The 26712-nt window shown below is 63.2% G+C and carries 23 protein-coding genes; 16 read left to right on the top strand and 7 right to left on the bottom strand.

What is annotated here, in order from left to right:
• Window positions 1-47 precede the first annotated feature (47 nt).
• The gene (locus E0L29_RS02425) at window positions 48-1028 is read left to right on the top strand and encodes an oligopeptide/dipeptide ABC transporter ATP-binding protein (protein ID WP_131354710.1); all 981 of its coding nucleotides are present in this window, start codon (window positions 48-50) and stop codon (window positions 1026-1028) included.
• A gap of 21 nt (window positions 1029-1049) precedes the next feature.
• Window positions 1050-2852, top strand: a complete 1803-nt coding sequence (locus tag E0L29_RS02420) for a S49 family peptidase (protein ID WP_131354155.1) — start codon at window positions 1050-1052, stop codon at window positions 2850-2852.
• Between the two features lie 96 nt (window positions 2853-2948).
• Here E0L29_RS02420 and E0L29_RS02415 read toward each other — a convergent pair whose 3' ends face one another.
• The gene (locus E0L29_RS02415) at window positions 2949-4268 is read right to left on the bottom strand and encodes a DcaP family trimeric outer membrane transporter (protein WP_131354153.1); all 1320 of its coding nucleotides are present in this window, start codon (window positions 4266-4268) and stop codon (window positions 2949-2951) included.
• Between the two features lie 254 nt (window positions 4269-4522).
• Between E0L29_RS02415 and E0L29_RS02410 the strand changes: the two genes are divergently transcribed.
• The gene (locus E0L29_RS02410; RefSeq protein ID WP_131354151.1) at window positions 4523-5164 is read left to right on the top strand and encodes a photosystem P840 reaction-center cytochrome c-551; all 642 of its coding nucleotides are present in this window, start codon (window positions 4523-4525) and stop codon (window positions 5162-5164) included.
• A 103-nt stretch (window positions 5165-5267) separates the two neighbouring features.
• Here the strand turns inward: E0L29_RS02410 and queF are convergent, their stop codons facing one another.
• Window positions 5268-5618 (bottom strand): preQ(1) synthase, encoded by a 351-nt coding sequence (gene queF / locus E0L29_RS02405; protein ID WP_131354149.1) that lies wholly within the window; start codon window positions 5616-5618, stop codon window positions 5268-5270.
• Between the two features lie 132 nt (window positions 5619-5750).
• Here queF and E0L29_RS02400 point away from each other — a divergent pair, with 132 nt between their 5' ends.
• The 9 genes from E0L29_RS02400 to E0L29_RS02360 all read left to right on the top strand — a co-directional run bounded on the left by E0L29_RS02400 (window position 5751) and on the right by E0L29_RS02360 (window position 15279).
• Window positions 5751-6446 carry a methyltransferase domain-containing protein gene (locus E0L29_RS02400; RefSeq protein WP_131354148.1) on the top strand — a complete coding sequence of 232 codons (696 nt, stop codon included), beginning with the start codon at window positions 5751-5753 and terminating at the stop codon, window positions 6444-6446.
• Between the two features lies 1 nt (window position 6447).
• The gene (locus tag E0L29_RS02395) at window positions 6448-7245 is read left to right on the top strand and encodes a hypothetical protein (protein WP_131354146.1); all 798 of its coding nucleotides are present in this window, start codon (window positions 6448-6450) and stop codon (window positions 7243-7245) included.
• Window positions 7246-7286: 41 nt separating this feature from the next.
• Window positions 7287-8273: a tyrosine-type recombinase/integrase gene (locus E0L29_RS02390; RefSeq protein ID WP_131354144.1), complete on the top strand. Its 987-nt coding sequence runs from the start codon at window positions 7287-7289 to the stop codon at window positions 8271-8273.
• An 81-nt stretch (window positions 8274-8354) separates the two neighbouring features.
• Window positions 8355-8675, top strand: a complete 321-nt coding sequence (locus E0L29_RS02385) for an HPF/RaiA family ribosome-associated protein (RefSeq protein WP_131354142.1) — start codon at window positions 8355-8357, stop codon at window positions 8673-8675.
• 87 nt (window positions 8676-8762) lie between these two features.
• A complete protein-coding gene (gene hprK / locus E0L29_RS02380; RefSeq protein ID WP_131354140.1) occupies window positions 8763-9761 on the top strand; it encodes an HPr(Ser) kinase/phosphatase in 999 nt (332 codons plus the stop codon).
• A gap of 37 nt (window positions 9762-9798) precedes the next feature.
• On the top strand, window positions 9799-11538 hold the full coding sequence (locus E0L29_RS02375; RefSeq protein WP_131354707.1) for a peptide-binding protein: 1740 nt from the start codon (window positions 9799-9801) through the stop codon (window positions 11536-11538).
• Between the two features lie 9 nt (window positions 11539-11547).
• The gene (locus E0L29_RS02370; RefSeq protein WP_131354138.1) at window positions 11548-12513 is read left to right on the top strand and encodes an ABC transporter permease; all 966 of its coding nucleotides are present in this window, start codon (window positions 11548-11550) and stop codon (window positions 12511-12513) included.
• Window positions 12514-12527: 14 nt separating this feature from the next.
• Window positions 12528-13562: a Holliday junction branch migration DNA helicase RuvB gene (gene ruvB / locus E0L29_RS02365; RefSeq protein WP_131354136.1), complete on the top strand. Its 1035-nt coding sequence runs from the start codon at window positions 12528-12530 to the stop codon at window positions 13560-13562.
• Window positions 13543-15279 carry a tetratricopeptide repeat protein gene (locus tag E0L29_RS02360; protein ID WP_131354134.1) on the top strand — a complete coding sequence of 579 codons (1737 nt, stop codon included), beginning with the start codon at window positions 13543-13545 and terminating at the stop codon, window positions 15277-15279. Before ruvB ends, E0L29_RS02360 begins: the two co-directional genes overlap by 20 nt.
• A gap of 103 nt (window positions 15280-15382) precedes the next feature.
• Here E0L29_RS02360 and nifJ read toward each other — a convergent pair whose 3' ends face one another.
• Window positions 15383-18937 carry a pyruvate:ferredoxin (flavodoxin) oxidoreductase gene (nifJ, locus tag E0L29_RS02355; RefSeq protein ID WP_131354132.1) on the bottom strand — a complete coding sequence of 1185 codons (3555 nt, stop codon included), beginning with the start codon at window positions 18935-18937 and terminating at the stop codon, window positions 15383-15385.
• A 259-nt stretch (window positions 18938-19196) separates the two neighbouring features.
• On the opposite strand from nifJ, the gene rlmB reads away from it, so the two are divergent.
• The 3 genes from rlmB (at window position 19197) to gcvPA (ending at window position 21756) form a co-directional block, all read left to right on the top strand.
• Entirely contained in the window at window positions 19197-19946 is a 750-nt protein-coding gene (rlmB, locus tag E0L29_RS02350) for a 23S rRNA (guanosine(2251)-2'-O)-methyltransferase RlmB (RefSeq protein ID WP_131354130.1), read from the top strand.
• 87 nt (window positions 19947-20033) lie between these two features.
• Window positions 20034-20417, top strand: coding sequence for a glycine cleavage system protein GcvH (gene gcvH / locus E0L29_RS02345; RefSeq protein ID WP_131354128.1), 384 nt, complete (start codon window positions 20034-20036; stop codon window positions 20415-20417).
• A 4-nt stretch (window positions 20418-20421) separates the two neighbouring features.
• The gene (gene gcvPA / locus E0L29_RS02340; protein WP_131354126.1) at window positions 20422-21756 is read left to right on the top strand and encodes an aminomethyl-transferring glycine dehydrogenase subunit GcvPA; all 1335 of its coding nucleotides are present in this window, start codon (window positions 20422-20424) and stop codon (window positions 21754-21756) included.
• A 91-nt stretch (window positions 21757-21847) separates the two neighbouring features.
• On the opposite strand, the gene dapA is transcribed toward gcvPA, so the two are convergent.
• From dapA to E0L29_RS02320, 4 genes are all read right to left on the bottom strand, one after another.
• On the bottom strand, window positions 21848-22738 hold the full coding sequence (dapA, locus tag E0L29_RS02335) for a 4-hydroxy-tetrahydrodipicolinate synthase (RefSeq protein ID WP_131354124.1): 891 nt from the start codon (window positions 22736-22738) through the stop codon (window positions 21848-21850).
• Window positions 22739-22848: 110 nt separating this feature from the next.
• Window positions 22849-24558 (bottom strand): DNA repair protein RecN, encoded by a 1710-nt coding sequence (gene recN / locus E0L29_RS02330; RefSeq protein WP_131354122.1) that lies wholly within the window; start codon window positions 24556-24558, stop codon window positions 22849-22851.
• A 54-nt stretch (window positions 24559-24612) separates the two neighbouring features.
• Complete coding sequence (locus E0L29_RS02325) at window positions 24613-24819, bottom strand: twin-arginine translocase TatA/TatE family subunit (protein WP_131354120.1); 207 nt, start codon at window positions 24817-24819, stop codon at window positions 24613-24615.
• A 114-nt stretch (window positions 24820-24933) separates the two neighbouring features.
• A complete protein-coding gene (locus E0L29_RS02320) occupies window positions 24934-25572 on the bottom strand; it encodes a phosphatidylserine decarboxylase (RefSeq protein WP_131354705.1) in 639 nt (212 codons plus the stop codon).
• 134 nt (window positions 25573-25706) lie between these two features.
• Here E0L29_RS02320 and tilS point away from each other — a divergent pair, with 134 nt between their 5' ends.
• On the top strand, window positions 25707-26705 hold the full coding sequence (gene tilS, locus E0L29_RS02315) for a tRNA lysidine(34) synthetase TilS (protein ID WP_131354118.1): 999 nt from the start codon (window positions 25707-25709) through the stop codon (window positions 26703-26705).
• Window positions 26706-26712: the final 7 nt, after the last annotated feature.

Here is a 26712-nt window from a genome sequence, read left to right as displayed (position 1 = left end):
AGTCAAAATAACAGAAAGGGTACTTCGAAAAAACATGCTTGATGGCGATGGCTGAAGAGCGGGAGCTGCTCCGGGTCAGTGACCTGCGGGTGGATTTCAGTGTGAAGGGCGGCGGGTTCCGCCGGCCGGCCCCCCTCAGGGTGGTCGACGGCGTGTCGTTCTCGATCGGCGAAGGCGAGACGCTCGGCCTCGTCGGGGAGTCCGGTTGCGGCAAGACCACGCTCGGCCGGGCGCTCGTGCGACTCGGCGACGGCGCCCTCACCGGCTCGATCGAGTTCGAGGGGCGCGAGCTCACCTCTCTCGGCTCCGGCGAGTTCCGCCGCCTGCGACGCAGCATGCAGATGATCTTCCAGGATCCGTTCGGTTCCCTCAACCCGCGCATGAGCGTCGGCCAGATGCTTTTCGAGGTCCTCCAGGTGCACGGCCTTGCCAGGGGGGAGGATGCCCGTCGTCGCATTCTGGAGCTTCTCGACGTGGTAGGGCTGCCGCAGGAGTACGAGAACCGCTATCCGCACGAGTTCTCCGGCGGGCAGCGCCAGCGCGTGGGCATCGCCCGGGCTCTGGCCCTCAACCCCCGTTTCATCATCTGCGACGAGCCGGTCTCGGCGCTCGACGTCTCCATCCAGTCCCAGATCATCAACCTGCTCATGGACCTGCAGCGGGATCTGGGGCTGACCTACCTCTTCATCGCCCACGACCTCTCCGTCGTCGAGCACATTTCCGACCGGGTCGCGGTGATGTATCTCGGCCGCATCGTCGAGATCGCCGGCGCCCGGGAGCTCTACTGCAACCCCGCCCACCCGTATACCAGGGCGCTCCTTTCGGCCATACCGACGCCCGAGCCCGGACGCAAGCGCGAGCGCATCATCCTCGGCGGGGACCAGCCCGGTCCCATGAGCGTTCCCTCGGGATGTCCCTTCCACCCCCGCTGCCCCTCGGCCATGCCGGAGTGTTCAATGAAAACCCCTTCCCTGAAGCCGCTTGGAGGGGACGGTTCCCACCAGGTCAGCTGTCTGCTCTATCCATAGCGAACCAACGACATTCCTGTCATGAAAACGATCCGAAAGAAATCCGGCTGCCTCCGTCGGGGGTGCCTCTTCACGCTGCTCGTGACGCTCGTCGGCCTCGTCCTCATCTTCTGGCTTTCCCATCGCGGCCGTTCGCTGCCCGATCGGTTCGTGCTCTCGGTGCCGCTTTCCGGCTCGTTCGAGGAGCGTGCCTCGCCGTCGTCGTCGCTTCCTTTCGCCGGCGCGGAAGGGCCGCTCTCCCTGCAGGAACTGCTCTTCATGTTCGAGCAGGCCTCCGCCGATCCCAGGATCGAGACGGTCCTGCTCGACATCGGAGGGGTGCGCACGACGCCCTCGAAGGTCGCCGAGCTCAGGAGTGCGATCGAGCGGATGCGTGAGGGCGGTAGGAAGGTCGTCGCCTTCCTGCGAAGTCCGGAGGACAGCGACGTCATGCTCGGCGCCGCATGCGATTCGGTGGTCGTCGAGGAGGGGGGATTCATGCTGCTCGACGGCCTTCGCGCCGAAACCCTCTACTATGCCACCCCCCTCGGCAAGATCGGCGTCTCGTTCCAGGCTGCGCAGTGGAAGCGCTACAAGAGCGGCATCGAGCCGTTCGTCCGTACCGGTCCGAGCCCCGAGGCTCGCGAGGAGATCGGAGCGCTGCTCGACGAGGTCTACCGTGACTACATCGGCTACGTCTCAAAGCGTCGCGGGCTCGAGCCCGATTCGCTCCGCTCCGTCATCGACGACGTGACGCTCATGACCTCACGCGAGGCGGTCCGCCGCGGGCTCGCCGACGGGGTTGCCTCTTCCTGGCGGCTCCGCCGTGACCTCGAACGGCGCCTCAGCGGAAAGGAGCCTGAGGCGGAGAGCGGCTTTATCGTCGATGCCGACCGCTACCGCTCGGCCATGGAGTGGCCGGTGAAGTCCGACACGAAGGAGCGGCTCGCCCTCATCACCCTCTCCGGCCCCATCGTCCGCACTGCGGGCGAGGAGGCGCTCGGGATGGGTTCGGGCGTGGACGTCGATGCGGTGCGCAGCTCCCTCCGCGGGGCCCTCGCAGACAGTCGGGTGAAGGCCATGGTGCTGCGCATCGACAGTCCCGGCGGCGACGCCCTGGCCTCCGCCGAGATGCTCGAGATGCTCGACTCGGCTGCCGTAAAGAAGCCCCTCGTCGTCTCCATGTCCGGGGTGGCGGCATCGGGGGGCTACATGGCCGCCCTTGCAGGTCGGTCGATCTATGCCGAACCGCTCTCCATCACCGGTTCCATCGGCGTCTATGCCCTCAAGCCCGAGATCAGCGGACTCGTCGAGAAGATCGGGCTCGGCCGCGACGTGGTGACGAGGGGCCGGAATGCCGATGCGAACTCCATCTACAAGCCTCTCGACCGCGAGGCCTACGGGAAGTTCGTCGAGGCTTCCGGCGAGGTCTACCGTGACTTCGTCGGGAAGGTTGCCCGCTCGAGAAGGATGAATCCTGCCCGGGTCGATTCGCTTGCCGGCGGACGCGTATGGACGGGACGCAGGGCGCTCGAGGTCGGCCTCGTCGATCGTGAGGGCGGGTTGTTCGACGCGCTCCGGGAGGCCCGGCGGCTCGGCGGCATCGACAGCACCCGCCGCCCCGGGATCGTTTCTTACCCGAGCGAGAAGAGCTGGCTTGAGCTGCTCATGCAGGGCGATTTTTCCCGAATCGCTTCGCGTGCGGAGGGAGAGCTGGCGTCTCGTGCCGCGCGCAGGTTCATGCAGGGGGCTTCTCCGCTTCCCGCGGCTCTCTACCCGATGCTGCGGGGCGATCGGGCTTTCGAAGTGCTGACGGTGATGCCCTGCGACATCGTCATCCGCTGAAACGCAACACCCCGAAGCCTGAAACGCAACGAGCCGCAGTATCCCTGCGGCTCGTGCTGTTTCCGCCCCGGAGGGGGCAGGGATGCACTCCCTTTTTCAGAACTTGTAGGTGAGGGAGGTCTGGGTCCTCCATACGTCGCTGTCGCTGCCGCCGACATAGCCGGTCTTCCACTCCGAGAGCTGCAGGCCGATGATGAAGTTCGGCGTGATGCTCTCCAGCACGTTGGCGAAGATCGTCCGGTTGAAGGCTCGGCCGGCTGCAGCGAGGTCGCTGTCGTCCGGATCGTCGATGCCGCCGCCGAACGCCACCGTGGTGGTGGGGGAGAGGGTGTAGCGCATGGCCGCCCATCCGCCCTCTGCGCGGGTTTCATTGCCGGTCGAGCCGAGGCTTTGCCCGATACCGCCCCAGTAGTTCTCGAGGTTGGCTCCGGTGAAGCATTCGCCGGCAAAAAGGAGCTTGTCGGTAAGTGGCATGGAAAGCTCGAGGCTTGCCGACCAGGTGTCGGCGGCTACGGAGGTGTTCGAGGCGTCCGTGTCCCACTGCTCCTGGCCGTAGTGACCCGAAACCGCGATCGTTGCGGGCTTGTCGGCCACGAGGATCGGGGTGGAGAGGGCCACGCGGCCCTGGATGGTCGGGATGTTGGCGTCTTTGCCGTTGTCGGTTGCTACGCCGGTAATGCTGTTTGTGTCACCGATGGTGCGTGCAGCGGCGACAGCCACCTCTACACGTTCCGTGTCGCCGGCCCTGAAGCCCTTGGTGAGTCGCAGCTGGGCGTGACGCCCTCCGATGTTGCCGGCGTTCCACATGAGGCCGGCGTCGTCGACGAAGGGGATGAGCGAGGAGTTCACGTCCCAGGTCTGGCCGGCGAGGATGCTGAAGTCGCTTTCGGGCCAGTAGGCCTTCAGGTAGCCGTGGCGGAGGCGGGGCGCTGCAGCGTTTTCGTCACCTCCTTTTCCGAAGAAGTCGAACTCGATCTTCCCCGAGAGCTTCATCTTCCCGGTGTCCGGGCCGGAGAGGTCCATGCCGATGCGGCTCGCGTTGCCGGTGAGGCTCCATTCCGCGTCGCTGTCGCTGCCGGGCTGCGCGTAGAGGGCGATGTTGCCTGGGAAAAGCCTGCCGGTGTCGTAGGCCCCGTCGAAGCGGGCGAAGCCGTAGAGGCGGACCTTGACGCCGGGAGCTGCGGTGACTGCCGGGCTTTGCATGTCGGGCGCCGGCGGGGCCGGTGCAGGTGCTTGGGTTGCTGTTTCGGCGGTTGGGCGCGCCTGCAGCAGGGCCTTGAGTTCGGCCAGTTCGCGCTCGAGGCTGGCGATGCGTTCCTCGACGGTTCCTGCAGCCCTTGCGGGCGCTGCGGGAGCCGATATGAAGAGTGCCGCGGCAAGGAGCGGGGCGGTGAGAATGGTATGCTTCCGTGTCATTTGGCGGAGGGTTGCGGTTGTGCGAAATTCTGGCTGGAAAGCCCCTAATATATTCTTTGCTCGGGATTTATGAAATCCCCTCCCCGCCTGCCGACTGCATCCGACGGCGAGAGGCTGGCCGCTGAGACGGCTCTCCCGGGGAGCCGCCCTCCTCGCCGGGGTTTTTGCGGTTAATGTTTGCCGCCTATGCGATTTATGTTTATCTTACTCAATAATCTTATGGTAAGCCACTAACTCCTAATTCATTACCAGTCATGGACAACAAATCAAACGGTAAGCTTATCGCCCTTGCATTCGGTGGCGCGGCTCTGATGGGGGCTTTGTTTTTCGGAGTGTCGTTTCTGACCGGTTTCAAGGTTCCGGCAGAGAACATCTCTTCGGTTCTGACCCCGCTCCGTTCCTTTACCGGCTGGTTCATGCTCATTCTCTGCGCCTCGCTCATCATCCGCGGGTTCGGCAAGATCTCTTCGAAGGTCAGCGACAAGTGGTTCCTGAGCCTTCCGCTGAGCATCATCGCAATCGTCGCCGTGATGTTCGCAGTTCTCTGGCTCCGTCCTTCCGGCATCCTGCTCTCCACCACGGGTCGCACTACGACGCTCGATGGCGAGTACATCCGCACCGTTGAAGACCTTACCGCATTCCTCAACCAGCCGGCAGCCACCACCAACGTGCCTCCCGCACCCGAAGGCTTCGACTTCGCGGCAGCCAAGGACCTGACCGACGGCCGCTGCAACAAGTGCCATACGCTCGGTTCCGTAGAGGACGCCCTCCGCACCAAGTACAAGAAGACCGGCAAGGTCGACATCATCGTCAAGCGCATGCAGGACTATCCCGGTTCCGGCATCTCCGACGGCGAGGCCACCGACATCATGATCTACCTGACCGAGAAGTTCTGAGGCCGGCACAAGGTTCTGCCCGAACGGCAAATGAAAAGCCCCGAAGTGTTCCTCCGGGGCTTTTCTGCGTCCAGTCCGTTTTTCCGCTGCCGCCCGGGTGCACTCAGTTCGATGCGTTGTGGCTGACCGTGACGGTTTCGGTGATGCCGCCCCGGGCTTTCCACTCGGTCCTGACGGTCATGCTGCGGGGGCTGCAGGCTGCGACGAGGTCGTCGAGGATCCGGTTGGTGACGTTCTCGTAGAAGATGCCGGCGTTGCGGAACTCGAGGAAGTAGTACTTCAGCGACTTGAGCTCGATGCAGGTCCTGTCGGGAATGTAGCTGACGGTGATGGTGCCGAAGTCGGGCAGTCCCGTCTTGGGGCAGACCGAGGTGAACTCGGGGTTGACGATCTCGATCGTATAGTCGCGTTCCGGGTAGGTGTTGTCGAAGACTTCCAGGATCTCTCTTTTCATGGGAGCAGGGTGTTTATGGTTGTCACGGGCTCTCGGCGCCCGAAGTAGCCGGTGTGCTGGAAAAATAGAAATCCAGAGTGATTTTCAGTACATTCCGTTTGATTTTTTTGTTGAACCCCATTGCGTTGCAGGATGACGATTTCGGCTGAAGAGAACAACGGCGGGCCGGGCCGGCTTATGGCCGAACTGGCCCGGGAGTACGAGCTGCTCGAGACCGACTGCCGCATCGGCAGCCGTCAGTTCAGCTTCACCAGCGTCAAGGACAGCTACGCCCTGCTTGATCGGATCGATCCCGAGGAGTTCCTCAAGGACGAACAGATGCCCTACTGGGCCGAGATCTGGCCATCCGCCCTGGCGCTCTGTGATTTCCTCTCGGAGTCGGTTCCCCTTTCAGGGAAGCGGGTGGTTGAGATCGGTGCGGGTACCGGCCTCGTTTCGGTCGTCGCGGCTTCGCTCGGTGCCGGCGTGGTGGCTACAGACTACTCGATCGAGGCGCTGCGCTTCATCCGCTGCAACGCCCTTAAAAACGACGTGCGGCTCGAAGTCGAACGGCTCGACTGGCGCAACGTGCGCCTTGAGGAGCGTTTCGATACGCTTCTTGCCGCCGACGTGCTCTATGAGCGGGTAAATCTTCTGCCGATCCTGCTTTCGATCGACCGGCTGCTCAAGCCGGACGGCTGCGCCTATATCGCCGATCCCCGCCGTCGCCTCGCCGAGCAGTTCCTCGAACTGGCCGCCGAGAACGGTTTTTCGGTGACGGCCCACGCCCGCGAACATCGCGGGGAGGGCAAGCCCGTGGCGGTCAACATCTACCGGCTGACCCGCTGAGATGGGGAGCGCAAAGCAACACCGGCCGGCCTGGCGGTATGACGCCGGTGCACTGCTCTGGCAGCTCTCCTTTACCCTTTCGGGCACCATCTTCGGCCAGAAACGCCTTGCGGCGGAGCGCCGTTCCCTCTTTTTTTCCCTCGACCCCTCCTCCGGCAAGGTGCTGCTCGACGACTTCCAGCCGCTGGATCCGCTTTCCGGTGAGCCGATCGGCGGTGGCTGGCTCGTCGGCATCGAGTCGACCCACGAGCAGCTGGTCTACCTCCATGCATGGCAGGAGGGGAGCCCTCTGCACCGCGGAATCTGGGCCCTGGAGGCAGAGAGCGGCAGGCACGCATGGTCGCGGCCCGATCTTGAGCATGCCGCCCATCTGCCGGAAGGGATCCTGGCCTGCCGCCAGACCTCCTTCGCCGGATTTCCCGAGCGGACCTACCTGTTGCTCGACCCGCTGACGGGCGAGGAGCGTCCTTCTCTCGATGCGGCTTCGCACCGCATGAGGGCTTCGAGCGAGGAGGAGCGCCAGGGGATCAGCCTTCCCGATGAGGGCGTGCGGCTGCCCGACGGCCGGGAGGGCGGCGAGTCGATCGTCTCTGGCGGATGTGTTGCCGGGGCCTTCCATGAGTCGCAGCATGGCGGGTGGCGTTCGAGTTTGCGGATCTGGAAGGATGGCCGGGAGGTGTACGGCGACGTGATGGAGGAGCGCGGCCTCATGCCGGCGCGGAACAATTTCCTCCGGAGGGGGGATAAATTGTACTACATTAAAGAGAAACGGGAGCTCGTCGCACTGCCTTTTTCTTGAGCCCGGTTCCCGCATCCGAACCCTCTCTTCCCGCACTGCTGATGGATCGGCCGGCTTCACCCATAGAGCGCCTCCTCGAAGAGTTCCTGCTCTCCGGGCGCGGGCGCAGGAACCTGTCGAAGACGACGGTCGTCGCCTACCGCACCGACCTTCGACAGTTTTTCGATTTTTATGTCCGCAACGCCGGTGCTTCCGCCGGCGCGGACTTCGATCCCTCCCTCGTCACTCCCGCCTTTGTGCGCCTTTTCATGGGCGAGCTGCTCCGGCGCGGCATCACACAGCGCTCCATCGCCCGCAAGCTGGCTTCGCTGAAAAGTTTCTTCCGCTATCTCCACGAGTCCGGGCGGATCTCTGAGAGCGCGCTTTCTTCCGTATCCGTGCCGCGCTTCAGCCGCCCCGTTCCTGCATTTCTGACCGAAGCCGAGACTACGATGCTCTTCGAGGAGGTGGTGCCGATGGCTCCGCACCGGGAGGGGTACGCCCACGGCACGGAGCTGGAGCGCAATTTCACCCTCCTGCGCGACCGGGCGATCCTCGAGCTGCTCTACGGCTGCGGCCTTCGGATTTCGGAGCTGACCGGCCTCGGGATGGGCGACGTGGACCTGGTCGGAGGGTACGTGAAACTGACCGGAAAAGGGAGCAAACAGCGCATCGTTCCGCTTGGCGCAGAGGCGGTTTCAGCCCTCAAAAAATATTTTGAAGTCCGCTCAAACTTCTTTAGAATGAAAGGAGATGGGGCTGCTGGGGAGTCAGGCCATGTGTTCCTGACCGGCAAAGGCAAACAGATTTATCCCATGCTTGTCCAGAGGATGACCCGCCGCTATCTTGCCGCGGTGACCGAGCAGAAGAAGAAAAACCCGCATACGCTGCGCCATACCTTCGCCACACACCTCCTCAACGGCGGTGCCGACCTCCAGAGCGTGAGCGAAATGCTCGGCCACAGCAACCTTTCGACGACGGAAATCTATACCCATGTGACTTTCGAACGCCTCAGGGAGGTATACAGGAAAGCCCACCCGAAGGCCTGATCGAAGCTTTGACGGTCCGGAGGCAGTATGCCCGGACCCTGTTCCTTCATTCTCTTCACCCATATATCCACGGAGGTTGTCATGACCAAAGACACCGGAAGCGACACGCCCATGATCAATGTCACCCTGCGCCATTCCAATAACCACAATGCCATAGAGGACTATGCCCGCAGCGCCGTGCAGTCGCTTACCAGGCTCTACCCTTCGATCATCAGCTGCCACGTCATTCTCGATCACCAGAAGAACGATTACGAAAAGAACAAGAACGCCGAAATAACCCTGCATGTCCCGCAGCACGATTTCATCGCCAAGGAGTCCGGAGCGGCTTACGAGCTTTGCATAGACGGTTGCGTGGCGGCGCTTGGCCGCCAGCTTCAGAAATACAAGGAGAAAATTCACTGAGCCGGGCCAGCGGGGCCGGAGGGGGCCATCCCTTTCCGGCCTCCCTGGCGGCTGCAGGAGTTTTCCTTCACCATCGATGCCGGACCCATGAATCTCGACCAGAAAGGCCTGAAGAAGCGATCAGTGACGGTCGCCTATTTTTTTAATAATATCGGCCGGGCCCATGACATCCGGCTCCGGCGGCTCAACGAGGTCGATGAGCAGAAACGGCGTATCTTCGAGCGTGACCTCCACCGTCCGGGACTGGCGCTGGCGGGCTTCACCAACCTTTTCACCTACAAGAGGGTGCAGATCCTCGGCAACACCGAGACGCGCTTTCTCAACCACCTCACCGACGAGGTTCGTCTCGAGGCCTTCGGACATCTTACGCGTTTCAAGGTCCCCTGCATTATCCTGACGAGCAACAATAAACTCCACCCCGACCTGCTCGACATGGCCACCGAGGCGGGCATACCCGTCTACGTGACGCGCCACTCCTCGACCAAGGCGATCTATCAGGTCACGGATTTCCTCGATGACCAGTTCTCACTCTACCAGCAGTACCACGGCTCGATGGTCGACGTCTACGGCGTGGGGGTGCTGCTGACCGGCAAGAGCGGCCTCGGCAAGTCCGAGATCGCCCTCGACCTTGTCGAGCGAGGCCACGGCCTTGTCGCCGACGACGTGGTGGTGATCAGGCGCAAGGGCGAGACGACGCAGCTGAGCGCCTCCCGCAATAACATCATCGACCACTTCATGGAGATCCGCGGTCTCGGCGTGGTCGATGTGAAGGCGAACTTCGGCATCCGGGCCATCCGCGACCATAAGGACGTGCAGGTGGTCGTGGAGCTTCTCGAGTGGAACAAGGAGATGGAGTACGAGCGTCTCGGCCTCGATACCAAGTCGATCAAGATCCTCGGCGTTGAGGTGCCGCTCGTCCAGCTCCCCATCTTCCCCGGCAAGAACATTACGGTCATCATCGAAGTGGTCGCCCTCAATTTCCTTCTGAAACGCTATTCGAACTATGTGGCCGCCGAGGCCCTGACCGACAGGATAAAACAGGTGATAAGCAATGACGAAAGATCAGAGGGCGACATCCTCGTATAGGGGGAGCAGTGCTCCCCGGGCCGTGCGGCGCCTCCTGATGCTGCCGCTCTGCCTTCTGCTTCTCACGGCCTCCGCATGCTCCGGCGGAGGCCGTGGCCATGCCGGCGGTTCGGCCATGGACTCGACGCTCGTTTTGACTTCTCTCGGCGACGCCGACTACCTCAACCCGGTCATCGGTGCTTCGGTCACCTCATCGAACATCTTCAGCCTGATCTACCCTTCGCTGCTCCAGAGCGAGTTCGACACCACGACCGGCCTGCTCAACTACATGGCGCTCGAAAAGCAGCTCCGCCCCTCGCCCGACGGGACGACGAGAAAGACCCCCAAGGCGGCGCTCGCCAGGACCTGGACGATGGCGCCGGATCACCGCGCCATTACCTACACGCTCCGCAACGACGCTTTCTGGGACGACGGCAAGCCGATCGTCGCCCGCGACTTCCTCTTCGCCTATCGCCTCTATGCCGATCCCGTGATCGCCAGCCCCCGCCAGCAGTACCTCGCCGAACTCGAGGGTGCCGAGAAGGGCGAGGTGGATTTCCGGAGGGCGCTTTCCGCGCCCGACGATACCACCCTGGTGTTCCGCTTCCACAAGCCCGTTCCCGAGTACCTCGCCCTCTTCCACACCTCGCTGGCGCCGATGCCGGAGCACTTCTGGCGCAACGTCAAGCCGGCCGAGTTCCGCAATTCGCCGCTCAACCGCAAGCCGCTCGGCGCCGGTCCCTACCGGCTCCAGTCCTGGAAGGCGCAGCAGGAGCTGGTGCTTCGGAGCAACCACCGTTCGAACCTTCCCAAGCCCGGCAATATCCCGCAGATTTCGTTCCGGGTGGTGCCGGATTACACCGTGCGACTCGCCCAGCTGCAGACCGGCGCGGTGGATGTGGTCGAAAATATCAAGCCGGAGGATTTCGCGGGACTCGAGCATGCGAAGAACCCTGTCGACATCAAGAGCGTCGGACTCAGGGTCTACGACTATGTGGGATGGTCGAACATCGATCGCGACGAGTACCGCCAGCACGGCCGCATCGTTCCCCATCCGCTCTTCGGTTCCGCCCCCGTGCGCCGTGCGCTCACCATGGCCATCGACCGACAGTCGATCATCGACGGCTACCTCGGCCGCTACGGCGTCGAGGCCGTCACCGACATCTCGCCCTCCCTGAAATGGGCCTTCAACCCGAAGGTGCAGCCCTACCCGTTCGACCCCCGCAAGGCTTCCGAAATCCTGCGCCGTGAGGGCTGGATCCCGGGTCCGGACGGCATCCTCCAGAAGGACGGCAGGCGGTTCAGCTTCATTCTCTACACCAACGCGGGCAACGCCCGGCGCAACTACGCGAGCGTCATCATCCAGCAGAACCTCCGCGCGGTCGGCATCGAGTGCCGGCTCGAGGTCCAGGAGTCGAATGTGTTCTTCGATAACCTGCAGAACCGCCGTCTCGACGCCTGGATGGCCGGCTGGTCGATCGGGCTTGAGATCGACCCGATGGACGTGTGGGGCTCTGACCTCGAAAAGAGCCGCTTCAACTTCATGGGCTACCGCAATTCGCAGATAGACAGCCTCTCGGCCGTCGCCAAGGAGCAGATGGATCCGCTCGACGCTCGCCCCTCCTGGATGGCATACCAGGAGATCCTGCACCGCGACCAGCCCGTCACCTTTCTCTACTGGATCAGGGAGACCCAGGGGTTCAGCCGGCGGATCGAAGGTGAGGAACTCAACATTTCCGGTGTATTTTACAACATCGACGACTGGACGCTCAGTCCTTCCGGAACCTTTGCTCCCTAGAACCATCGCATGCTGACCTATATCCTCAAGCGGCTGCTTGTCGCCGTGCCGCTCATATTCGGCGTCCTGACCCTGACCTTCTTCATCATCCGGCTTGCACCGGGCGATCCGGCGGCTTTTTTCATCCAGCCGGGCATCAGTCCCAACGTCGCCATGCAGATTCGCGAGCAGTACGGTCTGAACGACCCGCTCCTGATCCAGTACGTCAAGTGGCTCGGCCATGTCCTCCAGGGGGATTTCGGGCGCAGTTTCAGCCGCGCTCAGCAGCCGGTGATCGAAGTCATCGCCTCTGCGCTTCCGATCACCGTCACCATCGCCCTGCTCACACTCGTGGCCAACTTCACCTTCGGCATCATCATCGGGGTGATCTCGGCGGTCCGCCAGAACAGCTTCCTCGACCGCTTCCTGACCATCACCGCGCTGTTCTTCTATTCTATGCCGGAATTCTGGTTCGCCCTCATGATGATTATCTTTTTTGCCCTCCGCTTTCCGCTCTTTCCGGCTTCGGGCCTGAACGAGGTGGGGGCCGAAGGGTTCGGGCCCCTCGGTTTCGCCATCGACCGGCTCTGGCACCTTGTCCTGCCCGTCACGGTGCTCAGCATCAACGGCGCGGCCGGCATCGCGCGCTACGTGCGGGGAAGCATGCTCGAGGTGATCCGCCAGGACTACATCCGCACGGCCCGGGCCAAGGGTCTGCCGGAACGGCTGGTCATCTTCCGCCACGCCCTGCGCAACGCCCTCCTGCCCGTTATCACCCTCATGGGCAGCTCGCTGCCCTTCATCTTCAGCGGAGCCCTCTTTATTGAGGTGATTTTCGCTTTTCCCGGCATGGGAAGGGTGACGGTCGAAGCCATTTTCGCGCGTGATTATCCGCTTATCATCGCCAATACGTTCATTTCGGGGATCCTCATCGTCTTCGGCAACCTCATCGCCGACGTACTCTACGCCGTCGTCGATCCCCGTATCAAGCTCTGAAACCCTAGCCTGCCTTGAAAATAGAGTTGCTCAATACCCCCGCTGACATACAGGAGCTGCGCTTCGAAGAGGAGATTCGTCCGCGGCGCATGGAGGACTTCACCGGCCAGCAGCGCCTGACCGACAACCTGAAGGTGTTCATCGCCGCGGCCAGGATGCGTGGCGATGCCCTCGACCACGTGCTGCTCTCCGGTCCGCCGGGCCTCGGCAAGACCACGCTCGCCCACATCATCGCCGCCGAGATGGGCGGATCGCTGAAGGCGACCTCCGGGCCGATGCTCGACAAGGCGGGCAACCTCGCCGGCATCCTGACCAGCCTGCAGCAGGGCGATGTGCTCTTCATCGACGAGATCCACCGCATGCCCGCGGCCGTCGAGGAGTACCTCTACTCGGCCATGGAGGATTTCCGCATCGACATCATGCTCGACAGCGGCCCGTCGGCGCGAGCCGTGCAGCTCAAGATCGAGCCGTTCACCCTGGTCGGGGCGACGACCCGTTCGGGCATGCTGAGCTCTCCGCTCAGGGCCCGGTTCGGTATCTCCAGCCGCTTCGACTACTACGATCCCCAGCTGCTCGAAACCATCATCCTTCGTTCGTCGGGGATTCTCGGTATCGGCATCGAGCGCGACGCCGCCATGGAGATCGCCGGCCGTTCGCGCGGCACCCCGCGCATCGCCAACCGCCTGCTGCGTCGTGCACGGGACTTCGCCCAGGTCGACGGCATGGAGTCGATCGGCCGCGGGACCGCCATGAAGACCCTCGACTCCCTCGAGATCGACGAAGAGGGGCTCGACGACATGGACAAGAAGATTATGGACGCCGTCGTCAACCGTTTCGGCGGAGGTCCGGTCGGTGTGGCGTCGCTTGCCGTTTCGGTCGGTGAGGAGCAGGACACCATCGAGGAGGTCTATGAACCCTATCTTATCCAGGCGGGCTACCTCTCCCGCACCCCTCGGGGGCGGGTGGCGACGCCGCGCGCGCAGCTTCGCTTTTCCGACGGGAGCTCATCCATTTCCGGAACCCTGTTCGATGAAGCGCGTTTCGACTGAATGCCATCGGCACAGGGCGCCGCTCCTGCTGCTGCTCTTCTCCTTCTTGCTGCTCTCCGCATGCAGCTCCGCCCCGGCACGTCGAAGCGAGGTCGACGCCGGCGTCGACTCGCTCGCCTCAGCCCGGGAGCAGGCGTTCATCAGGGCATCGTTCCTTGCCGCCGGAGGAGATCATCCGGCAGCCATCAGCGGCTACCGATCCCTTCTTTCCGCTGATCGGAAGAATGCGGCGCTCCACTTTTCCATGGCGAAAGAGTTCCTGGCCCTCGGGGAGCTCGATTCGGCAAGGGCATATGGCGAGCGCGCCTTCGCTCTCGATACCTCCAACCGATACTCCACCGGCCTGCTCGCAGACATCTCCCATGCGATGGGGGATCGCAAACGGGCCGTGGAACTCTACGGCCGGCTCTCGGAGATGGACCCGGTCAACACCGAGCTTCTGAGCTGGCTCGCCATGGAGCATCTCGCTGCCGAAGAGCCCGAGGAGGCCCTTGCGGTCTTCCGCCGGGTCCTCCGGCTCGATCCCGGGAACGAGACCGCACGCTCCCAGGTGCTGCTGCTCGAGATCCGCATGCAGCGCTATCCGGAGGCCATCGCCTCCCTCAAGGAGATGATCGCCGGCGGAGCGGGGGACGGACGGCTGCGGCTGACGCTCGGAGGCATCTATCTGCGGACCGGGGATTTCGCCGATGCGGCCGCTACTTTCCGTGAGGCCCTGCAGGCGGCCCCGGGTTTCGTTCCGGCCTGGCTGGCGCTTTTCGAGGTATCCGTCCGCTCCGTCGACATGGCCGCCTTCCGCTCCGACCTTACAGCCTTCTACGATACGGTGCGCCCGACCGTTGCAAAGAAGCTCGAGCTGACCCGTTTCTACCTGACGGAGTCCGTTTCCGACACCCTGTATCGCGTTCCGGCCAGGCTCATGCTCGATGAGAGCTGCCGGCGCCATCCGAAACATGCCGAACCGCTGATGCTGAGAGGGTGGGTGCGCCTGCGGGACGGCGATTCCCCGGGGGCGGTGCAGGATTTCAGGGCGGCCGTTCGTCTCGACAGAATGAACAGCGACCTGCGCCAGAGCCTGGTTACGGCCCTCCTGGCCTCGGAGCGGTTCCCCGAAGCGCTCATCTCGGTTCGCCGTGCACTGCGGGATTTCCCTGCCGAGCGGCTCCGATACCGGGTGCTGGAAGGATATGTACTCTACGAGTCCGGCAACCCGCAGGGTGCCGCCCGCCTGCTCGAGCGTGCGCTCCGTTCCCCGGAAATCGAAGGGGAGCGGGAGCTGCATCTCAGGGCGCTCAGCACTCTGGCATTCGCCTACGACACGCTCGGGCAGTCGACGAAGAGCATTCCGGTCTATGAGCGGCTGCTCGTGCTCGATCCCCAGGATGCTCTCGTCATGAACAACCTCGCCTACAGCCTCGCCGAGCGCGGAACGGAGCTGGAAAAGGCGCGACGGCTTGCCGAAGGGGCGGTGTCGAAAGAACCCCTGAGCGGGGTCTTTCTCGATACGCTCGGCTGGATTCTCTACCGCCAGGGAGCGTTCGACGAGGCTCTCCTGCGGTTGCGCAAAGCGGCTGAGCTCGAGCCCGACGAGCCCGAGATATTCCGCCACCTCTCCGAGCTCTATCGTGCGATGGGAGAGGGTGATGAGGCGGCGGCAATGGAGCGGCGTGCCGCTGAGCTGGAACTGAAGCGGGCTGGTTCCGGGGGCGCGAAGTGATCGGAAGGGTTGGCCGGATTGGCTGAACGGGCGGCAAGAAAGAGATGAAAAAGAAAACGGCGGGAGGTTCCCGCCGTTTCTTGTTGTCTGGTGTCGAGCGCCGTTACTTGGCCTCGAATGTCCGCGCCGCCAGGTACTCGTAGTGCGCGTAGCGGGCGTCCACCTCTTTCTGGATGGCTGCGAAGTAGGCCTCGGCGATGTCCGGGTGGCTCTTCTTGAGCATCCTGAAGCGGTTCTCCATGTTGAGGAACTCGGTCACCGGGATTTTCGGCTTCTTCGAATCCAGCTGCAGCGGGTTGAGCCCCTCTTTGAGGCGGTCCGGGTTGTAGCGGTAGAGGAGCCAGTGTCCGGAGTCGACCGCGGCTTTCTGGTTGTCAAGGCCGTGCTCCATCGTGATGCCGTGCGCGATGCAGTGCGAGTAGGCGATGATGATGGAGGGGCCGTCGTAGGCCTCCGCCTCGAGGAACGCCCTCAGGGTCTGCTCGTCGCGGGCGCCGAGTGCGACGGATGCGACATAGGCGTTGCCGTAGCTCATCGAGATGAGCCCGAGATCCTTCTTGGTGACCGGACGGCCCGCGGCTGCGAACTTTGCGATTGCGGCTTTCGGGGTGGCTTTCGAGGCCTGTCCGCCGGTGTTGGAGTAGACCTCCGTGTCGAGGACCAGGAGGTTGACGTTCTTGTCGCCTGCGGTGACATGGTCGACGCCGCCGTAGCCGATGTCGTAGGCCCAGCCGTCTCCGCCTACACCCCAGACGCTCTTCTTGACGAGCATGTCGGCAACCGACATGAGGTTTCGTGCGTCGGAGGAGTCGACCTGGGAGATCTTCTGCTTCAGTTCGGCAACTCTCTTGCGCTGCTCGAAGATTTCGGGTTCGGTGAGCTGGCGGGCTTCGAGGATCTCGCCGACGAGGCCGTCGCCGACGGTGCCTGCCATTCTCCTGAGCAGTTCGCCTGCGTACTCCTGCTGCTTGTCGATGGAGAGCCGGAAGCCGAGCGCGAACTCCGCGGTGTCTTCAAACAGCGAGTTCGACCATGTCGGTCCGAGGCCCTGGGCGTTGCAGGTGTACGGGGTGGTCGGCAGGTTGCCGCCGTAGATCGAGGAGCAGCCGGTGGCGTTGCCGATGACGAGGCGGTCTCCGAAGAGCTGGGTCATCAGTTTTACGTACGGGGTCTCGCCGCAGCCTGAGCATGCGCCGGAGAACTCGAAGAGCGGCTCCTGCAGCTGCTGTTCCTTGATCAGCTTCGGATTGATTTTCGTACGGTCGAATTCCGGGATCTGGAGGTAGTAGTTCCAGTTGTCGACTTCGGTCTCTCGCAGCGGCTCCTGGGGGGCCATGTTGAGTGCCTTGCGCTCGGGGTTCGACTTGTCGCGTGCAGGGCAGATGTGTGCGCAGATCTTGCAGCCGGTGCAGTCCTCGGGAGCCACCTGGATGGTGTACTTCATGCCGTTCCAGCTCGCGCCCTTCGCTTCAATGGACTTGAAGGTGCGGGGTGCGTTCTCGAGGTATTTCGGGTCGTAGACCTTCGCGCGGATGGCTGCGTGGGGACAGACCATGGCGCATTTGCCGCATTCGATGCAGAGGTCGGGCTCCCATACCGGGATGACGGATGCCAGGTTGCGCTTTTCGAACTTCGCCGTGCCGGTCGGATAGGTGCCGTCGGCCGGAAGAGCGCTGACCGGAATCTCGTCACCCTCGCCTGCGATGATCTTGGCGAGCACGTTGCAGACGAAGTCGGGCGCCTCGCCGACGATCGGCGCGCGCAGCGTCTTCTTGCTGTCGGCGACTGCGCCGATCGTGACCTCGTTGAGGTTCGTGAGCGTGTTGTCGACCGCCTTGATGTTCTGCTTGACGATCTCGTCGCCCTTCTTGCCGTAGGTGACCCTGATGGCGTGCTTGATCTGCTCGATGGCCTCCTCGCGCGGCAGGACCCCGGAGATGGCGAAGAAACAGGCCTGCATGATGGTGTTGATGCGCTGGCCCATGCCGCTCTCGCCGGCAACCTTGTACGCGTCGATGGTGAAGAGTTTCGCCTCTTTGGCGATCAGGTGCTCCTGCACGATGCGCGGCAGGTTCTCCCAGATCTCCCCGGGGGCGTAGTGCGAGTTGAGCAGCAGCGTGCCGCCTTTCTTGAGGTTTTTCACCAGGTCGATCATCTCGAGGAAGATCCAGTGGTGGCAGCCGATGAACTGCGCCTCCGAGATGAGGTAGGTCGAGTGGATCTCCTTCGGTCCGAAGCGCAGGTGCGAGGTGGTGATGGATCCCGCCTTCTTGGAGTCGTAGACGAAGTAGCCCTGGGCGTAGTTCGGGGTGTTCTCGCCGATGATCTTGATGCTGTTCTTGTTGGCGCCGACCGTGCCGTCCGAGCCGAGGCCGTAGAAGAGCGCGCGGAACATCTCGTCGGGTTCGATCGAGAACGATGCGTCGTAGTCGAGGCTGAGGTTGGTGACGTCGTCCTTGATGCCGATGGTGAAGTGCTTCTTCGGCGAGGCTGCGGCCATGTTGTCGAAGACGGCCTTGACCATGGCGGGCGTGAACTCCTTCGAGGAGAGCCCGTAGCGGCCGCCGGTAACCTCCGGCATGGCCTTCAGCAGCCCTTTCTCCACGCCTTCCATAAGGGCGTTGACGCCGTCGAGGTAGAGGGGTTCGCCGGCACTGCCGGGTTCCTTCATGCGGTCGAGGATCGAGACCTGCCTGACTGTTTTCGGGAAGGCCGCGACGAAGCGCTCGACGTCGAAGGGACGGAAGAGGCGGACGTTGATGACGCCGACTTTCTCGCCGCTTTTGTTCAGGTACTCGACCGTTTCGCGGACGGTTTCGACGCCCGAGCCCATGAGCACGACGACGCGCTCGGCGTCGGGGGCTCCGTAGTACTGGTAGATCTTGTAGTTTCTGCCGGTCAGTTCGCCGAACTTCTCCATCATGCGCTCGGTGATTTCGGCGGCGGCGGTGTAGTAGCTGTTGACGGTCTCGCGGCCCTGGAAGTAGGTGTCGGGGTTCTGCGAGGTGCCGCGCAGGATCGGCGCGTCGGGGGTCATGCGGCGGCTGCGGTTCTGGATGACGAGCTCCTCGGGAACCATCTCCCTGATGACCGCTTCCGGGACCACCTCGATCTTGGCGATCTCATGCGAGGTACGGAAGCCGTCGAAGAAGTGCAGGATCGGCACGCGCGACTCGAGCGTCGCGGCCTGGGCGATGAGGCCCATGTCCATGGCCTCCTGGACCGAGCTCGAGGCCAATAGCGAGAATCCGGTGCCGCGAACCGACATGACGTCGCTGTGGTCGCCGAAGATGGAGAGCCCCTGGGCCGCCAGTGAACGGGCCGAGACATGGATGACGCAGGGAGTCAGCTCGCCGGCGATCTTGTACATGTTGGGGATCATCAGCAGCAGGCCCTGCGACGCGGTGAAGGTGGTGGTCAGCGAGCCGGTCTGGAGCGCGCCATGGACAGCGGCAGCGGCACCGGCTTCGCTCTGCAGTTCGTCGATCTTGGGAACGGTTCCCCAGATGTTCTTGAGCCCTTCGGCTGCCCATGCATCCGAATATTCACCCATCGGTGACGCCGGCGTGATTGGATAGATGCAGATAACTTCGCTGGTGCGGTAGGAGACGTAGGCGAGGGCCTCGTTTCCTTCCATGGTCTTATATGTCCGGCTCATACTGGCAGTCACTGGATTTGTATTTATTGGAAAGGCCTGTGCTAGTGCTGTACGACAGAAACAACTGCGGATGGAGGGGAAATAGTTGCTTCCGCCGGGCGAGATTCGTTTCTATGCGAATAGTTAAGATAGAAAAAAATCTAATATTGCTGAATTTAAATTACATTCAGGGTGCCTCGCAGCGCTTGCGGGGACTCGCTCCGGAATCTGTCCTCCGGGTCGTTTTTTTCGTATTCTGCCATTTTACCCATAGAGACCCATGACGGAAGTCGGGCACTCCGAAAACATCGTTTACGGCCGCAACGCCGTCCTCGAGCTTCTGCGCGAAAAGCCGGAAAGCGTCGAGAAGATCTATTTCCAGTTCAACACTTCGCACCCGAAACTGAAGGAGATCCTCATCACGGCGCGACGCCAGAAGATCGTGACGGGCAAGGCCCGGCTCGAGAAGCTCTCGCTCATCGCCGGCACGACGAAGCACCAGGGCGTCTGCGCGCTCATCAGCACCGTCACCTACTACAGCCTCGACGAGCTGCTCTCCGTCCCGCGCAACACCGCTCCGCTCCTCGTCGTGCTGCAGGGGCTCGACGACCCCCACAACATCGGCGCCATCATCCGGACCGCCGAAGCGGTCGCCGCGGACGGCGTCGTCCTCGTCGAAGGCAAGGGTTCCCCGGTCAACGCCGTCGTCCACAAGGCCTCGGCCGGGGCGCTCTCCCACATGCGGGTCGCCAAGGTCAAAAGCCTCGTCCGCTGCCTCGAGGAGCTTCACCGCCAGGGTGTCCAGGTGCTGGCCACCGACATGGAGGCCGAAACGAACTATACCGACGCCGACTTCCGCCGCCCGACCGCCATCGTGCTCGGCGCTGAAGGCTCGGGGCTCGCTCCCGAGGCCATGGAGTTCTGCGACCGGACGGTGCGCATCCCGATGGCCGGGTGCGTCGAGTCCCTGAACGTCTCCGTTTCGGCTGGCGTCATGCTCTACGAGGCCATGCGCCAGCGCCTCTCCTGAGAGTCGGCCTGCGCGCGTTTGTTTGGAAAAAAGTGTTAACTTGATTTCCGTATGTCAGCTGTTTCAACCACGTAACCTTTTTCAGCCATGAACGTTCCTTCCGATCTCCGCTATACCAAAGACCATGAATGGATCAAGATGCTTCCGGACGGCCAGACCGCCCTTGTCGGCATCACCGATTTCGCCCAGTCGGAGCTCGGCGACATCGTCTTCGTGGAGCTCAAGCCCGCAGGCACCGCCCTGAAGGCGCATGAGATCTTCGGAACGGTCGAGGCCGTCAAGACGGTGGCCGACCTCTTCGCTCCCGTGGCGGGAGAGATCCTGGAGGTCAACGCCGGACTCGACAGTGCCGAGACCGTCAACCAGGACCCTTACGAGGGCGGCTGGATGGTAAAGCTGAAGCTTGAAGATCCCGCGTCGGTCGAGGCCCTGCTCGATGCCGCCGCATACAGCGAACTGATCGGAGGGTAAGCGGATGCCATTCATCGTCAATACCGATGCTGACAGGGAGTCGATGCTCCGCGCAGCAGGAGCGTCGACATTCGATGACCTGATCGTCGACATCCCCCGGGAGGTCCGGCTGAAAAAAGCGCTCGAGCTGGCTCCGGCTGCAGACGAGATGGAGGTCCGCTCCATGCTCGAAGAGATGGCCGCCCACAACCGCAGCACGGCCGACTACGTCAGCTTCCTCGGCGCCGGGGCATACGACCACTTCCTGCCGACGGCCATCCGCCCGATCGTCTCGCGCAGCGAGTTCTATACGGCCTATACGCCCTACCAGGCTGAGGTTTCGCAGGGAACCCTGCAGGCGATCTACGAATACCAGAGTCTCATCTGCCGTCTCTACGGCATGGATGTCACCAACGCCTCGATGTACGACGGGGCCACGGCCCTTGCCGAAGCGGTGCTGATGGCAATGAACGTCAACGGCCGCCGGAAGGTGGTCGTGGCCGGCAAGCTCCATCCCTGGAACCGTTCGGTCCTCGGAACCTACCTCGAGGCGTCCGGTGACTGCCAGATCGCCGAGAACGACCTTCAGGACGGCGTCGGCAGCCTCTCCTCGCTCGAAGGGATCGTCGACGACACGGTCGCGGCCGTCGTCGTCCAGCAGCCGAACTTCTACGGATGCCTGGAGGATGTGGAGGCCATAGGGAAGATCGCCCATGAAAAGGGAGCGCTCTTCATCGTTTCGGCCAATCCCGTTTCGCTCGGCGTCCTCGAGGCTCCCGGCACCTACGGCGCCGACATCACGGTCGGCGAAGGCCAGCCGCTCGGCAGTTCCCAGAGCTTCGGCGGTCCCTACCTCGGCATCTTCTCGGTCCGCCAGGAGCTGGTGCGCAAGCTGCCCGGCCGTCTCGTCGGCATGACGAAGGACCGAAACGGCGAGGACGGCTTCATTCTTACGCTCCAGACGCGCGAGCAGCACATCCGCAGGGAGAAGGCCACCTCGAACATCTGTTCCAACCAGGCGCTCAACGCCCTGCAGGCCGCCGTCTACCTCTCCCTTCTCGGAAAAGAGGGCCTTCGCGAGGTCGCCGGCCAGTCGCTCTCGAGGGCGCACTACCTGGCGGAGCGCATCACCGCCATTCCGGGGTTCTCGCTCCGATTCGGGGCTCCGTTCTTCAACGAGTTCGTCGTCAATACGCCCGTCGCGCCTTCCGAAATCGTCGCGAAGATGCTTGAGCGCAAGGTGTTCGCCGGTTGCGACCTTTCTGAGTTCGGGGAGGAGGGGCTGCTTGTCGCCGTGACCGAAAAGCGCACGAAAGCGCAGCTCGACCGGTTCGCCGAGGCGCTCGCCGAGCTCTGCTGACGATCCGCTTCCGCCATTCCATCCAATGCCGAAGGGCCGGTGTTCAGCCGGCCCTTTTTCGTCTCTTCTCCATTCTCTTTCCCTGTCGTTCTCAGACGAGACCGAGGCTCTTGAGCTCGCGGTCCATTTCTGCTTTCGACGCCTCGGTGAGCGGGACGAGGGGGAGGCGGTAGTGTTCCTCGATCATTCCCATCCGGGCGAGCGCGTACTTGACCGGCACGGGGTTGCTTTCGATGAAGTTGAGCCGGAGCAGGCGGCGGTAGCGGCGGTTGAGCTCGCGGGCCTCGTCGAGACGGCCTTCGCGGGTGCTTTCGACCAGGCGCTTGATCTCGCGAGGGATCTGGTTTGCGGCGACCGAGATGACGCCGTCGCCGCCCATGGCCATGAACGGCAGGATGAGCGGGTCCTCACCGGTGAGGATCGAGAAGTTCTCCGGTCGGCCGTCGAGGAGCTCGGCGATCTGCGCCATGTTGTCGGTGGCCTCCTTGACGGCCGCGATGTTTTCGAACTCGCGGGCAAGGCGCAGGACGGTTTTGGCCTCGATGTTGCATCCGGTCCTGCCGGGGACGTTGTAGAGGATGATCGGGATCGAAACGGCCTCTGCGACCCGGCGGTAGTGCTGGTAGAGCCCTTCCTGGGAGGGTTTGTTGTAGTAGGGGGCCACGGAGAGGATGGTCTCGGCCCCTGCCTCCTCGGCGCTCCTGGCCATGCGGACGGCTTCGACCGTCGAGTTGGAGCCGGCTCCTGACCCGACCATGACCCGTCCCTTCGACGCATCGCGGACGGTGCGGATGATCTCGGCCTCCTCGGCTTCGGTGAGGCAGGGCGACTCGCCCGTGGTTCCGCAGGGGATCACGATGTCGGTGCCGGCCTCCACATGGAACTCCACCAGGCGCCTGAGCGCTTCATGGTCGACCGTGAGGTCGGCATGGAAAGGGGTGACCAGCGCAACGGCGGAGCCTGTCAGGTGTCGTGTGGACATATGCGGTGTTCTGTTTTTTTCGATCGTGGATGTTCAGGGTGCCCTAGTATAAGGGAATCTTCCCGATTTTCTAAACGGCTGCACCGGGGGCCCCTGTTCCGGGGCGGCCGCTAGGCTCCGTTTCCCGCAGACTCGAGCAGCTCTCCGGCAAGTGCGAGCGAGGCCTCGGTGAGCTGTTCTCCGCTGATGAGCGCGGCGATCGCCTCCTTCCTGTCGTTGCCCTCGATCACCTTTACGCTTGTGGCGGTCCGTCCGTTTTCCACCGATTTTCGCACTGCCAGATGCGATGCGCCCATGGCGGCGATCTGCGGCAGGTGGGTGATGGCGACGATCTGATGGAGGCGGCTGAGTTCCTGCAGCTTGCTGCCGACGCTCTGGGCGATGCGGCCGCTGATGCCGGTGTCGATTTCGTCGAAGATGAGGGTCGGCAGTTCCGAGGCGCCGCCGAGCGCGCTCTTCATTGCGAGCATCACGCGGGATATCTCGCCTCCGGAAGCGATCTTGGCAAGCGGCCGCGGCGCTTCGCCGGGGTTCGACGAGAGCATGAACTCGATCGTCTCGTGTCCGGCGTCCGAGGCGCGGTAGCGTGTTCCCTCGATCTCCACTTCGCCTTCCGGATCCTCATCGCTCCTGAAGCGGACCTTGAAGACGGCTTTCGGGATGCCGAGTTCGGCGAGGTGGCTGGCGATGCCCTCCTCGAGCCCCGATGCGGCTTCTCGCCGCCTTGCTGAAAGCTCGGCCGAGGCTTCCGAGAGTTCCCGGCGTTTTATTTCGGCCAGCGCTTCGCACTCCTTCAGGCGCTCTTCTCCCGATCCCTCTTCCGAGAGCCGGGCCTCGAGCCGCTCGAGCATCCCGCGGAGCTCTTCGGGCTCCACACCGTATTTTTTCGCCGTCCGCTGGATTTTGTGCAGGCGCTCCCGGAGGCCCTCAAGCCGCGTCGGGTTGAAGTCGATCGAGGAGGTGTAGCTGCGGTTGAAGCGGTAGAGCTCGTCGACGACGCCGAGGGCGTTTTCCGCCTCAGTGGCGAGCGGCTCGAAACGCGCGTCGAGGGCCGCAAGCTTTTCGATCAGGTGGCGGGCCCGGCCGAGTTCCGAATAGATGGCCGGTTCTCCCTCGTAGAGGATCCGGCTGAGTTCGGCCGTCTGCTCGGCGACGGTCTCGGCGTTTTCAAGCAGGGTGATCTCCCGGTCTATCTCTTCGGCTTCCCCTGCGCCGAGGCCGAGCTCTGCGAGCTCCTGCTGCTGGAAGAGGAGAAATTCGTGCTTTTCGCGCAGGGCGGCCTCGTTCTCCCTTATCTCGCGGCACTCGCGGCGCATCTGGCGCAACTCATCCTGAAGGGTTCTGCATGCCGAGGCCAGGGGGGCGGTGCCGGCGAAGCCGTCGAGCATGCCGGCATGGGTCTGGGGGTTGAGCAGCATCTGGTGCTCATGCTGGCCGTGCAGGTCGATGAGCAGGTCGCCGGCGCTGCGCAGGGTTGCCACGTTGCAGGGCGTGTCGTTCATGAAGCAGCGCGACTGGCCCGAGGCGGAGAGCTCCCGTCGCAGGATGAGCTCCTCCATCGCTTCGATGCCCGCCGATTCGAGAAGGGGGGCGAGGGCGGCGGGGATGTCGCTGCCGAAAACGGCTTCGATGACGGCCTTCGGGGCTTCGCTGCGAACCAGCTCGCTGCTGGCCCGGTCGCCGAGCACGAGGCCGAGGGCGCCGAGCAGAATCGACTTGCCGGCACCGGTTTCGCCGGTGATGACCGTCAGGCCCGGCTGGAACTCCAGCGTCAGCTCTTCGATCAGGGCGAAATTTCTGATGTACAGGCTGTGAAGCATGGCGCTTGGGTATGGGAGTGAAGCAGAAAGCCCGGTGTCGGGCTTTCTCTGGCGTTATTCTCCGTCCGTTGCGGAACTCTTCTTTTTCGGTGTCTCGTCGATGGCCTTGTTGAACTCCTCTTCCATCTCACTCTGGGCCTTCTTGAACTCCTTCATGCCTTTGCCGAGTCCCCGCGCCAGTTCGGGAAGCTTCTTGGCGCCGAAGAGCAGGAGAATGATCATGAGTATGAGAATCAGTTCCTGGCCGCCTAGTCCAAACATGTTGATTCCTCCAAAAAGGGGGTTGAAATAGTGAATGCTTTATACCTTGATACTTATATACTCAATAGGTCTGCCTTACGCAAGCTTTTTTCGGCCCCGCAGCCCGTCGGCTGTTCAGTAGCGGGCGATGAGGGTTTCTCCCGCCCGGGTCTTCTCTCCGACCGTGAGAGCCGGTTTCGAGCCCGGGGGGATGAGGATGTCGACCCGCGAACCGAACTTGATCATGCCGAACCGCCTGCCGCATTCGACGGCTTCGCCGAGCTCGAGCGGACAGACGATCCGCCGGGCCAGGAACCCGGAGACCTGGCTGAAGAAGACCTTCCCCGCCTCCGATTCGATGCCGATGTCCATGCGCTCGTTCTCTTCCATGCTCCGGTGGTCGAAGGCCATGTTGAACGATCCGGGGTGGTATTCGAGGAGGCGGACCCTGCCCTTGACCGGGATGCGGTTGACGTGGACGTTGAGGGGGGACATGAAGATGCTCACAAGGGTCGAGCCTTTTCCTGTGAAGGGGTGGTCGCGCTCTTCGACGAGGATGACCTTCCCGTCGGCCGGTGCCAGGATGACTCGGCCGCTTTCGGCAGGGCTGCGCTCGGGGTCGCGGAAGAACCAGAGCGCGAAGCCCGAGAGGAGGAGGGCGAGAACAGCGAGGGCTGCTCCGGCGGCGGGCGGAAAGAGGAGCCCGGAGAGCCCGAGGAGCAGGGCGATGATGACGGTTTTCAGGAGCGTGGAGCGGCCGTAGGGAGTGAACATGGCGGAAGCGGGGTTGGTGAGTTTATCTGGTTGCATGATAACGAATTTCGGCCGTTCAGCATAAAAACGGAGGATCTTTTCGCCGGGCGGCTTTCGCTCCGGCTTGCGTATATTGGCTGAAAGCAAGCCAAGCCATGAACAAGACCCCTCGGCTGAATCCGACCGAAAAACGCTTCCTCGAGCAAGTCCGCACCCGCCGCCTCGTCGAGCGGGGAGAGCGGGTGCTCCTTGCCGTTTCGGGCGGGCCGGATTCCATGGCCCTTCTCATCCTCTTCATGGCGGTACGCCGGGCGCTCGGCTGTACGCTCGCCGTCGTGCACTGCAACTTCACCCTCCGGGGAGCTGAGAGCGATGGCGACGAGGCATTCGTACGCCGCTCTTGCGAATCGCTCGGCCTTCCCTGTTTCGTCCGGCGCTTCGACACCCTCGCACTGGCCGGAGCCGCCGGGCGCTCGGTGGAGGAGGAGGCCCGGGAGCTCCGTTACGGGTACTTCCGCGAACTGCTCGAAAAGGAGGGGTATACGAAGGTCGCGACGGGCCACCACACCGGCGACAACGCCGAAACCATGCTGTTCAACATGTTCCGGGGCTCTTCGCTTCCTTCGCTGCGGGGGATCCGCTCGCGCCGCGGCCAGATCATCCGCCCGCTCCTCTTCATGCAGCGTGGGGACATCGAGGCCTATCTCGGGGAGCGGGGGGTGGAGAGCCGCTTCGACGCCTCGAACGCCGACGACCGCTACGACCGCAACTTCATCCGCAACCGTCTGATCCCGCTCATCGAGGAGCGGTTCCCGGGGCGGTTCCGTCCGGCCATGCAGCGCCTTTCGGAGCAGTCCGGGGAGCTGGAGGAGTTTCTCGAGGGATATTTCGAGCGGTTGCTCCGAAAGAACCCGGGCCTCTCTGCGGAGCAGGGGTGGCTCGACGTCGGAGCTCTTCGGCGTCTGACGCTCTTCGAGCGGAAGGAGGTGTTCAAACGTTCGCTTTCGGAGCTCGGACTCCCGGTCGATGCCGCGGTGCTCGACCGGCTCACATCACTTCTCGGAACCCAGCCGGGACGGCGGGTGGAGCTCTCGGAGGGGATGGAGGCGGTGTGGAAGGGCGGCCGCGTCTGTTTCCTTTCGCGGCTGCCCTGAGGGTCGG

Source organism: Chlorobium sp. N1 (assembly GCF_004332115.1).
GTDB lineage: Bacteria > Bacteroidota > Chlorobiia > Chlorobiales > Chlorobiaceae > Chlorobium.
Note: the sequence above shows the minus strand (reverse complement) of the source record. Positions and strands in the feature narration are given on the sequence as shown.